The sequence below is a fragment of the Mycobacterium sp. genome (assembly GCF_035506235.1).
GTDB lineage: Bacteria > Actinomycetota > Actinomycetes > Mycobacteriales > Mycobacteriaceae > Mycobacterium.
Map to the genome: position 1 here is coordinate 1 of NZ_DATJPU010000184.1, position 9,811 is coordinate 9,811.

Sequence of the window (9,811 nt, forward strand, 5' to 3'; positions counted from 1 at the left end):
AACGTCATTGACAGCCGCAGGAGGTCAGAGTTGTTCGCCGGTTACCGCGTAGCCCAGCAGCATACGAGCGAAACGGTCCACCTCAGCGCGCAGTTCCTCCGCCGTGCACACCGGGCCGACATAATCCGGAACGCCGACGAACTCATACAACGACGCATCCAACCGATTAGGGTCGCTGGCCAGCCAGTCGCTGACGAACGCCAGCAACTCGCCCAACTCCACCGCATCGCCAGCATCAAGACCTTGAAAAGGACCGACCCCAGACTCCTGCACCACGACAGCCGAGCCTACCCCTCCTTCGCCGCGAGCCTGAGGCAACTCCTCGCTCAGCTTTGCCATCACGTGGAGCCACTTCAAGCCGTCCCCCTGGGGCCAATTCAAGTTGACATAGCCACGCAGCGCGTGGTCACGCATCCACCAGAAGAAGGTGATGGCCAATCATTCCGCCGCCGAGGTCGCCAGCATCAAGGCGAAAATCCGGGCCCGCGCCAAAGAGCTCGGCATCGAACTGGAGGAGCACGACGACGCCGATAATGACTCGGTTTCCTCGCTGGAGCGTGCTTTCACGCCCGGCCGGATCGAGCTGCGCTCCGGCGCCGCCGGGCGAACCATATTCGGCTACGGGGCCGTATTCGGCCAGCTGTCCCGCCGGATGCAGTTTGGGTATGAGCAGGTTTCGCCGACGTTCTTCGACCACAGTTACGCTGAGGGTTGGCCGGACGTGGTCTGCCGCGCCGACCACGATAGCCGAATGCTGTTGGGCGCCAACCACTCCGGCACTCTACGGCTTTCGGTCGATCATAGGGGCTTAGCGTACGAATGCGATCTCGCGCCCTCCCGGCAGGACGTGCTCGAATCGACCGCCAGGGGCGACTACCCAGGCAGTTCCTTCGCCTTTCTCTGTATCTCAGACGAGTTCGAATACCGCAACGGGAACCCTGTGCGAAACCTGCTGAGCGGCAAGCTCATCGACACCGGCCCGGTCACCGTCCCGGCCTACGGCACCAGCGCCCCCGGCCTGCGGAGCCTGGCAAAACACATGCAAGCCCCGATCGAGGACGTCGAGCGGTTGGCCGCTGAAGGCGAGTTACGGCGCCTGTTCACCCGCTCCGACCAGCCCCCAAGAGGAGAAGCAATGAGCTACCCGGGACGAACCGGGATGGATTGGCGGACGGCGCATCTGATCCTGCTGCTTCACAAGTTCCCGCCCCAAACCGAAGCTGAAATCCGCCAACGGGCGCGGATGCTAGCAGAGCTGCGCGCGATGCGAGGCTTGCGAAACCAGTTGCGGCACAAGGAAACACGAAAGGAGAAGCGCGAAAATGAAGGTAAGGCTGAAAGCCGACGTCATGGGCGGCTATTACGGCATCGAACCCACTGGGATCTACTCGGCGCGGCGCGGCGACATCGTCGACCTCGACCCAGAATTCGCCTTGCATGAAGTGCGAAACGACCGTGTCGAACTCACGCTCGACGGCCCGGTCGGCAAACGGACGATAGGGGCGAACGTGAAAGACCGCGCCGTGCTGGAGAAAGAGGTCGCCGCGATCGTCGCCCGGCGCGCCGCGGCGTCGCCGCCGATTTGCGACTGCGGCTGCGGCCAAGTTCTCCGGGACCCCAGACCACACGGCGTGGTCTCAAAACTCAAGCAGCGCATCACAGGATGATGATTGAGCTGCTCGGCAGGCGACCTTTCGGGCCTGCGCGAGCAAAACCCCGGCGGGGCCGGCCAGTTGCAGTGCTCCGACTGGCCGCCCGCCGGGCCAAAAACCGTCACACCGCAACGTAAGAGGAGCAACCAATGGCTAACCGGCCAAATCCCAGCCCCTACTCACCCGCCCGCGACGACAACGTCGGCAGCGGATACGCATTTGACGCCGAAGCCGACGTCGCCACCGTCCACCAGGGCTTCGGCGCCGGCGCCCTGGGGACCAGCCAGCGGCCCACCGACCTGGGCGAACCACCGCAGCCCCCGCTGTCGTCGCCAACCTACCCGCGCGGCGAACGCCTTGACGACAATCGGGTCTTCGGCGACGCCGCCTCAGCAGCCAGCCAGCTGCCAACCAAGGGTGACGACCGAGCACCGCAGACCACGCCTACGAGATTCACCTACCCTTCCGTCCGGGGGCCGGGCGGCCGGCTAGGCACAACCAGCTAGCCGGCCCATGATCGTCACACCCACGATCAACCGCGGCGGCCGGCCCCGCAGCAACCCTGCTCCCGACAGCACCGTGAACAGGGGCTACGGCTCGGCGCACCAGAAGCTGCGCCGCCGCTGGGCGCCCCTAGTGGCGTCGGGAATGGTGCGCTGCGCTTTGTGCGGCCGGCTGATAAGACCGGGCAGTGCCTGGCATCTAGCGCACGCCGACAGACCTGACGCCCACCGGCTGGGCATCTGGGCCGGGCCAAGCCATGCGGCCTGCAATAACGCGACAAACCGGCGCCAGCACCGCTCCAACCCCCAGCCTGCGGCCCTCGACTGGTTCGAACCCGACACCTGATTAGCCACCATCCCAGCAAACATCTCAAACGCGCAGGTCAGGGCGGTATTCAGATACGTCCTAGGGGTATTCGCTCGCAATGGCAAACGCTGTAGTCGGGCGGTGCACCATAAGCGCAGGTAGATGGCCTGGAATCAGCCAGCAATGCAGCCAGCAAACTTTTCATTCTGATAACGCCCCGTTTGCCCATCTGGCGCAAAGCATCCTGTTACCTGCATCGATAGGCATTCCCCAGATGGTAATCATGTTTGCTGCATGCTTGGCTCGTTGCCCCCGATGGGGCATATAGGCATCGTCGCAGGTCAGGGGGGGTCTTTTTTTGGTAGCTGGTACGCCCCGACCTGCGGGCAAAACTCCTTGCGCACACAGAGCCCAATTTGTACGCCGTTTGCCCACGTCAGGGCCTTTTCGGCGCGTCCGGCCACAACCCGGCAAATATAGCCCGGTTCCAGCAAACTTTCGCAGCAATTGCGGCAAATACTGGCTAGTTCGGGGTGCAGCAAGGTGATTCGGCCGTTCATCGCCGGGCGCGCCTCGGGGCGGCTAATCCTCTGTCGGACACCGTGCCGATGCGCAAAGGAGGGAACTGAGGCCATCGGACACGGCGAATATGCCGCGAAACGGTCAGTCGCTGTGCGATATTCGGGGGCGTGACCATTGCCCTTGTGGTGAGGGTGAACGACGGATACGTGCTGGCATCAGATAGCGCCACGACGTTCCAGACGCTCGGCCCGGCAGGCGAAGTGACCGTTCACAACATCTACAACAACGCCAACAAGATCTTCAATCTCTATAAGGGCCTTCCCATTTCGCTTATGACGTGGGGACTCGGAAACATCGGCCCTGCATCGATCTCCACACTCGCCAAAGATCTCCGCGCCAGATTTGCCACCGGGTCGAAAGACAACTGGAAGTCGCAACCTGACAGCTACAACATGACCACGGTCGCAAAACAGGTCAAGAAGTTCTTCTACGATGAGCATTACGAGCCGTACGCGACTGCAGCGAAGGCGAACGGGGAAGAGGTTTCCCTGTTGGGTCTTTCGGTGGCAGGGTACGGCGCTGCCGAAGATCAGCCACAAATCTTCGTACTCGAATTGTCGGCAGATGGCTGCACAGGGCCGATCGAGATTCTCGCCGGCGAGCCCGGCGCTGCGTGGTGGGGGCAGATAGAGGCGATTTCGCGGTTGCTCAATGGGGTCAGCGTGTTCACGCCCTTGGCACTCACCAATCTGAATTTGGCGAAGGACGACGCGGAAGCGGTGGCTCTCGCTCAGGCCATGGCCAACGAGATCCGGGTGGGGATAGTGGGCGCGGCGATGCCGATCAAGGATGCAATCGATCTTGCCGAGTTTTTAGTGCAGGTGACCATTGGTTTTGTGAAGTTTTGCCCCGAGCACCCCACAGTTGGGGGGCCGATAGAGATCGCAGCCGTTACTAAGCATGAAGGTTTCAGGTGGGTGCAACGTAAGCACTACTTCGACGCTAGGCTCAATCCACCGATCGGGAGGACCGAATGACCGCTTACTCATACGCCAACATGGCCAGCGGCCATGCAACTTACAAAAGCGGGCCTCAGGGAGCAGCGGTCAAGGCCCCATCGAAGGCGGCGTCGAGATCGTTGTCGACGACGTCTTACAGCGGTGCGAAAACGGCCGCCGCGAAGCTGGAGTCGTCGGGGAAGGCCAAGAAGAAGAAGTAGCGGGCCATAGCGCCGGCATCCGGGCCGGCCCCTTAGGTAAACCGTAGCGCGTGCGAAGCTGCGGCCAGCTTGCAGGAAAACCGGGGATGCAGCCCCCGGTTGGCGCGTTAGGCTTCTGGTTGAGCAGCGAAAATTGGTGGGAGACGTGACAGAACGCAAGCGCAGCACACCGGCCCGCAAGCAGCTGCTTGCCGACGCCGTCGCGACCGGTGACCGGTTGGCTGCCCTGCGGGTTCTGCGTGACCGGCTCGCCAGCGATCTCGACGTGACCCACGATGCGCGCGAGGTCGCCGCCCTAGCGCTGCGATTGACCGATGTGCTGGCCCAGATCGACCAGATACCAACAAGTGAGCAAGCGAGCGCCGCCGATGAAATCGCAAAACGCCGTGCTGCCCGACGGCGTGCCCGTACCCCGAATAAGACACGCTCCACGCGCTCGGGTTAACGCCTGGGAGGACGTCACCGAGCTGGCCGCCCGTTACGGCCTGTCGCTGCTGGACTGGCAGGAAAACGTGCTGGAGGCATGCATGGGGGAACGTGCGGACGGCACGTTCGCGGCGAAACACGTCGGCCTGTGCTGCCCTCGACAGAACGGCAAAGGTGCGGTTCTGGAGGCGCGAGCGTTGGCCGGGCTGCTGCTGTTTGGCGAGAAGATGATCATCCACAGCGCTCATGAGGTTAGGACCGCACAAATCGGTTTTCAGCGGCTGAAAGCGTATTTCGAGAACTTCGACGATCTGCGCCGCAAGGTCGTCGGGATCGGCAATGCTGTTGCAAGAGAATATATTCGCCTGCGCTCAGGGCAGGAGGTCCGGTTCGTCACCAGAAGCAAGTCGGCGATCCGCGGGTTTAGCGCGGACTGCCTGCTGCTCGATGAGGCCCAGATTTTGAATGATGAGCAGTGGGAAGCCGTTTTATATACCGTCAGTGCCCGGCCGGCACACCAGATTTGGTTAGTGGGCACTCCGCCGGTCACGATCGAGCAAGGAGTGGTTTTCGATAGGTTCCGTCGCCGCGGGATCGACGGCAAAGATCACCGCCTCACCTACCTGGAGTGGAGCGCACCGCCGGACGCCGATCTGGATGATCCGCAAGCGTGGGCAGCGGGGAATCCCGCTTTGGGGTCACTGATTTCGCACGCCACGATCCTCACCGAGCGGGCCGCCGCGGCCGATGAGGGGTTCGCCCGGGAGCGTCTCGGCATCTGGCCGACTGAGGAGGCTGCGGGTCCGATATTCGATGCGGGCGGCTGGAATGCGCTGGCGGATCGTCGGGCTCCGGCGCCGCTGCGGGTGGCGTTGGTGGTCGATGTGTCGCCGGATCGGCGCTGGTCGTCGATCGGGGTGGCCGGCGCGATCCCCGATGGCCGGGTGTTGGTGATGAGCTACAGCGGGCAGGGAACCGGGTGGGTGGCGCCGCGGCTCGCCGAGTTGGTGGCGACCCGCACGGTGGTCGAGACGGCGTTGTTTGTTGGTGGTCAGGCGGCCGCGCTGCAGCCCGATCTGGTGGCCGCCGGTGTCGAGTTCGTGAAGCTGTCGGCCGTCGACATGGGGTCGGCGTGCGCGGCGTTTCAGGAAGCCGTCAAGGCGGGCGGCCTGGTCCATGTCGGTCAGCCCGAGCTCGGTGCCGCGATCGCGAATGCGCGGGTGCGCCAGGTGGGTGAATCGCAGCGTTGGGATCGCCGGGACGACGGGTTCGACATCAGCCCGTTGGTGGCTGTCTCGGGGGCACTGTGGCGGTGGGGCGTGCTGGACAGTGCGCCTTACGACATTCTGGCGAGCGTGCTCTAATGCCCACGTTCGTGTAGGCAGGACGACCTGGGCCTGCTTGCTGTGCCACATCGGCTGTTCGGGCGGCCACAGACCTTTGGTCCCGCATGAGGTGACTTTCGCCAGTAGCTACGCACACGGCTCGGACGATTAGCTTTCCCCAACACGTGTCATAGCGAAGGCGAATGATGAAGACACGGAATGCAACCGCTGTCGCGGTGCTCGTTACCGCCGCATGCACGCAGCACATAGCGGGACCGCCGCAGACAACGTTCGCGCCGACGAACACACCTACACAGGTCTTGCTGCCGCCATCGCCAAGGCCAGCGACCACATCGGAGTCGGTTCCGTCGCCGTGGGGGGGTCCGCGCTCCTCGCTGGCCGATATCAACATGCCTGCCGGCAGCACGCTGGTGGTCAGTCCCACGCCTACGACAGTCGGCGACCCGTCGGAGCCGTGGGGTGGCAGGAAGTGGGAGGAGCGCGACGAGATCTGGCATTACACGGTGTCTTACGACACTGCGGTGTCGGTGATGAGTGCCCAGCTCGGGTCTGCTGTGCGTCGTAATGGAGTGTGGATCAACCGCTGTGGTCGTGCGGTTGTCACCAGCGATTTACATAGCTGGCTGTATGTGGGCAATCTTGAGTCAATCGGCGTTATCGTTGAGCGTCCGGGTAGCCGTAGTTCGACTGGTGGTCCTACACCGGACGGTGCCCGCATCACTGTCAGTTACCAGTTGCCTGCCACCCCTGAAGACATGGGGGGCTGTACCCCCGGATGACCTTGCCGCTCATTTCCGCGGCCTCCTCACCGGTCGGGGATTCCCCACCGAATCGCGGGCCGATTTACGCCCGTCTTCTGCCGGAGGGAAGATGTTCGTATAAGGCGATGGTCGGGCGGTTTGCTCGTCGTTTATTCGCCGTTTATGACTGAGAATCGGTGAGATTTACCATCAATCGTTGGCATTGATTGGGCATGTAAAAGCACTGCGGCGCAACGGTTAACGATAACTATTGGAACCCACCGAAAACGGTCGGCTGCAAAAGCCGGTGTCGCAGGTTCGAATCCTGCCGGGGGCACGTCAGAGGCCCTTTTCCAGCCGAGCCGCACGCAATCCATCGTTTATTCATTGCTTATGGCCCGGTCCAGCAGCTCAGCGACCACGCTGTGCGACCGACCCCGGGCCATATAGGTGTCCTGCGTCTCCGACACCCGGGCATGCCCGAGGTGGTCAGCACCGATGCGCGCCGATAGCCCTTCGTCGTCGATCAGCGTGGCCACCGACTTGCGGAAGCTGTGGGAGGTCACGTCAGCCACGCCGAGCCCCTCACGGACTTCACGCCAGCGCGCCCGGAAGTTGTCCGGGCAGCGCCACGTCCCGACCGTCGACGGGAAGATCATCGGTTGCTGGCCGAGGTAGGGGAGCTCACGCCGGGCCGATAGGACCGGTCACCGCGAAGCCGGGCAGCGGCAGCGTCCGCCGGCCCGCGGCCGTCTTCGTCTCGTCGATCCGCAGCAGACCCTTGCCCGCCGCCCGGATCACCTTGCCGGTGATGGCCAGCGTCCCGGTCGTCTCATCGAAGTCGCTCCAGCGCAATCCGAGCAGCTCCGAGATCCTCAACCCGGTCGCGACAAACAGGGTGATCGGATCGACGAGATCGTGGTGCTGGCACGGCTCGGAGGCCCGCAGTTTCGCCAGTAGCTCACGCAGCTCGTCAGCGGTCAGCGCGATCGCGCCCTTGGCCCCGGACTTCGACCGGATCGGTGACACGTCGCGCACCGGGTTGGCCCCGATGACGTTGGCCATCACCGCCAGGTGCAGGGCGCCCTTCAACAGGGTCTTAGACTGCACGGCCAGCACATCGCCGTGGGCCCGGCGCATCGAGCGGATCGCCGCGTCGATCCGGGCCGGCGTGGCCTCCCCAACCCGGACTCCGGCGATGATCTTGGCCAACAGCTTCGCGGCGTAGCCTAGGGCGACCAGCCGGCCACAGCTCCCCTGGGAACAGGTGTCGAAGAGGTCGACGACCTTGAGCCCGGCTCGGGGGGTGGCCCGTGCGCGTCGAGACCGCCGGGGTCATACCGCTCTGCAACAATCACAAGATGCCCGATGTTCTGCATGACCCAGTGCTCAATCGCGGAATCATGAACATGACTGATGCGGCCCGATACCTGGCCGTTAGTCAGCAAACATTCCATCGTTGGGCCAAAGGCTACGAACGGGGGGCGCCCCTGCTGCACCTGGCCCCCACCGAACGAGCCGGGGTGGCTTCCGTCAGTTTTCTTGCCCTCACCGAGGCATATGTGCTGGAAGCACTGCGCAAAGCCGGAGTGCGTGTTCGCAAGATCCGCCCCGCGCTGCGGGTCCTCCAAAAAGAGTTCGGAACCGAAAACGCCCTCACCGCCCCCAATCTCGCCACCGACGGCATTGACGTGCTCTGGGACTTCTCCAAGACATCGGGCGGCAGCGGGCTCATCGAGGCCCGCACGGGCCAAACGGTCATCCGAGCCATCGTTGAGGACTACCTCAGCTACATCACCTGGGACTGCGGCGCGCCGACCAGGCTTACCCTGCCCAGCTGTGAGCCGTCCAAGGTCGTCGTCGACCCGCACCTGAGCTTCGGTCTACCACGCTTCGGGCTCACTGGGCCGCGACTCATCGATGTCGCAGGCATGCTCAAAGCCGGGGAGGAGCCCGCTGTTGTCGCAGACGAATTCGGGATCTCCACCCACGACGTCGGCATTGCCGCGCGCGTCCTCCTGGGCCACGCCGCCTGAGTTCTACATCGACGAGGGACTCGTCGGAAAGACGCTGCGCCGATTCTTCGAGGACCTCGGATATACCGTGCACACGCCGGCGAAGGTTTTCGGGTCACGCCACCGCGCCCAAGGAACTCCCGATGAAGTATGGATGGCGCGTTGCGGCGAAAACCGTTGGGCAGCATTGGCTCGTGACACCAAAATCATGCAGCGCCCCGCCGAAATCGCCGCCTTCAAAGCCGCCAAGATCCACATCTTTTATTACCCTGGCAACGCCCGGCGCGATGAGCTCGTCCGCGCCGCCGAAGCGACCCTCGTCGACGTCTGCACATATGCGTTACGGGCCGGCGGCGGGGCCTGGCGTATCCATGGCGGTAATCGGTCGCGCGTCGAACCGCTAACGGTTCCTGAGCTTTCTCGCCGCCGCCGCCGCGCGGGGCGCTAGTTTGGCTGTAGACACGTCTACACACTCACGGTAGCCTGTAGACGCATCTACAATGAGATTGGAATTTCAACCATGACTCACGGCACGAATCAGCCCGCACGCTTCGGCGTCAGCGGGAGCCCCATCCAGCTCACCGCTGAGCAGAATGCCCGTCTCGACTCCGTTCGCGCGATGATCGCCAAGACATACCGCGACGATGATCCGAACGCCAATGCCGCGTATAACGCCGGCGTCCGGTACATCAGGACCGACGAGAAGGACCGAGACGGGACCATCGAGGATACTGGCCAGCTTATCGCGGAGGCCCGCAACGACCTCGACCTCGCCTATGCCGCGGCCCGCGCCATCACCATCCTTGCCATCGAAGACGGAAAGAGTGAGGTCGCGATGTCTCAGGCAATGGGCGTCGACCGCATGACGATCCGCAAATGGGTCGGTAAGCGGTAAGCGAGTCACTAACTTCCGCAGCGTTCAGTGCGGGTTACAGCCCGAGCGAGGTTGTCCCGGTTTTCGTGGGATTTGAGGTGGCGGTCCCTCACCTGAGTCCTGCCGGGTGGTAGGTCTTCGGGTGAACCGCCAAGTACACCTCGAAGAAGGAGTAAGGGACCGCCATGAAAACCGTACCTACTGTTC

The 9,811-nt window shown here is 63.4% G+C and carries 12 protein-coding genes; 9 read left to right on the forward strand and 3 right to left on the reverse strand.

Annotated elements, in window-relative coordinates; translation table 11 throughout:
• Positions 1–24 precede the first annotated feature (24 nt).
• Positions 25–438: a hypothetical protein gene (locus VMD50_RS17450; protein WP_325429015.1), complete on the reverse strand. Its 414-nt coding sequence runs from the start codon at positions 436–438 to the stop codon at positions 25–27.
• Between VMD50_RS17450 and VMD50_RS17455 the strand changes: the two genes are divergently transcribed.
• The 6 genes from VMD50_RS17455 to VMD50_RS17480 all read left to right on the forward strand — a co-directional run bounded on the left by VMD50_RS17455 (position 431) and on the right by VMD50_RS17480 (position 5,993).
• Entirely contained in the window at positions 431–1,441 is a 1,011-nt protein-coding gene (locus tag VMD50_RS17455) for an HK97 family phage prohead protease (RefSeq protein WP_325429017.1), read from the forward strand. The genes VMD50_RS17450 and VMD50_RS17455 overlap by 8 nt on opposite strands.
• Positions 1,350–1,667, forward strand: a complete 318-nt coding sequence (locus tag VMD50_RS17460; RefSeq protein WP_325429019.1) for a hypothetical protein — start codon at positions 1,350–1,352, stop codon at positions 1,665–1,667. Before VMD50_RS17455 ends, VMD50_RS17460 begins: the two co-directional genes overlap by 92 nt.
• A 134-nt stretch (positions 1,668–1,801) precedes the next feature.
• Positions 1,802–2,158, forward strand: a complete 357-nt coding sequence (locus VMD50_RS17465) for a hypothetical protein (RefSeq protein WP_325429021.1) — start codon at positions 1,802–1,804, stop codon at positions 2,156–2,158.
• A gap of 993 nt (positions 2,159–3,151) precedes the next feature.
• A complete protein-coding gene (locus VMD50_RS17470; protein ID WP_325429022.1) occupies positions 3,152–4,021 on the forward strand; it encodes a hypothetical protein in 870 nt (289 codons plus the stop codon).
• A 327-nt stretch (positions 4,022–4,348) separates the two neighbouring features.
• Entirely contained in the window at positions 4,349–4,648 is a 300-nt protein-coding gene (locus VMD50_RS17475; protein WP_325429024.1) for a hypothetical protein, read from the forward strand.
• Positions 4,590–5,993 (forward strand): hypothetical protein, encoded by a 1,404-nt coding sequence (locus VMD50_RS17480; RefSeq protein ID WP_325429026.1) that lies wholly within the window; start codon positions 4,590–4,592, stop codon positions 5,991–5,993. Before VMD50_RS17475 ends, VMD50_RS17480 begins: the two co-directional genes overlap by 59 nt.
• Before the next feature lie 1,102 nt (positions 5,994–7,095).
• On the opposite strand, the gene VMD50_RS17485 is transcribed toward VMD50_RS17480, so the two are convergent.
• Positions 7,096–7,374, reverse strand: a complete 279-nt coding sequence (locus VMD50_RS17485; RefSeq protein WP_325429028.1) for a tyrosine-type recombinase/integrase — start codon at positions 7,372–7,374, stop codon at positions 7,096–7,098.
• 25 nt (positions 7,375–7,399) lie between these two features.
• Complete coding sequence (locus VMD50_RS17490; RefSeq protein ID WP_325429030.1) at positions 7,400–7,927, reverse strand: tyrosine-type recombinase/integrase; 528 nt, start codon at positions 7,925–7,927, stop codon at positions 7,400–7,402.
• 149 nt (positions 7,928–8,076) lie between these two features.
• Here VMD50_RS17490 and VMD50_RS17495 point away from each other — a divergent pair, with 149 nt between their 5' ends.
• The 3 genes from VMD50_RS17495 to VMD50_RS17505 all read left to right on the forward strand — a co-directional run bounded on the left by VMD50_RS17495 (position 8,077) and on the right by VMD50_RS17505 (position 9,625).
• Complete coding sequence (locus tag VMD50_RS17495) at positions 8,077–8,751, forward strand: DUF433 domain-containing protein (RefSeq protein ID WP_325429032.1); 675 nt, start codon at positions 8,077–8,079, stop codon at positions 8,749–8,751.
• The gene (locus VMD50_RS17500) at positions 8,717–9,178 is read left to right on the forward strand and encodes a PIN-like domain-containing protein (RefSeq protein WP_325429034.1); all 462 of its coding nucleotides are present in this window, start codon (positions 8,717–8,719) and stop codon (positions 9,176–9,178) included. The genes VMD50_RS17495 and VMD50_RS17500 overlap by 35 nt, the downstream gene beginning before the upstream one ends.
• Positions 9,179–9,250: 72 nt before the next feature.
• A complete protein-coding gene (locus VMD50_RS17505; RefSeq protein WP_325429036.1) occupies positions 9,251–9,625 on the forward strand; it encodes a hypothetical protein in 375 nt (124 codons plus the stop codon).
• Positions 9,626–9,811: the final 186 nt, after the last annotated feature.

Bases quoted from the DNA above. Each gene is read 5' to 3' on its own strand.
- VMD50_RS17455 (WP_325429017.1), top strand. From the start codon at position 431: ATGGCCAATCATTCCGCCGCCGAGGTCGCCAGCATCAAGGCGAAAATC.
- VMD50_RS17460 (WP_325429019.1), top strand. From the start codon at position 1,350: ATGGGCGGCTATTACGGCATCGAACCCACTGGGATCTACTCGGCGCGG.
- VMD50_RS17465 (WP_325429021.1), top strand. From the start codon at position 1,802: ATGGCTAACCGGCCAAATCCCAGCCCCTACTCACCCGCCCGCGACGAC.
- VMD50_RS17485 (WP_325429028.1), bottom strand. From the start codon at position 7,374: ATGATCTTCCCGTCGACGGTCGGGACGTGGCGCTGCCCGGACAACTTC.
- VMD50_RS17495 (WP_325429032.1), top strand. From the start codon at position 8,077: ATGCCCGATGTTCTGCATGACCCAGTGCTCAATCGCGGAATCATGAAC.
- VMD50_RS17505 (WP_325429036.1), top strand. From the start codon at position 9,251: ATGACTCACGGCACGAATCAGCCCGCACGCTTCGGCGTCAGCGGGAGC.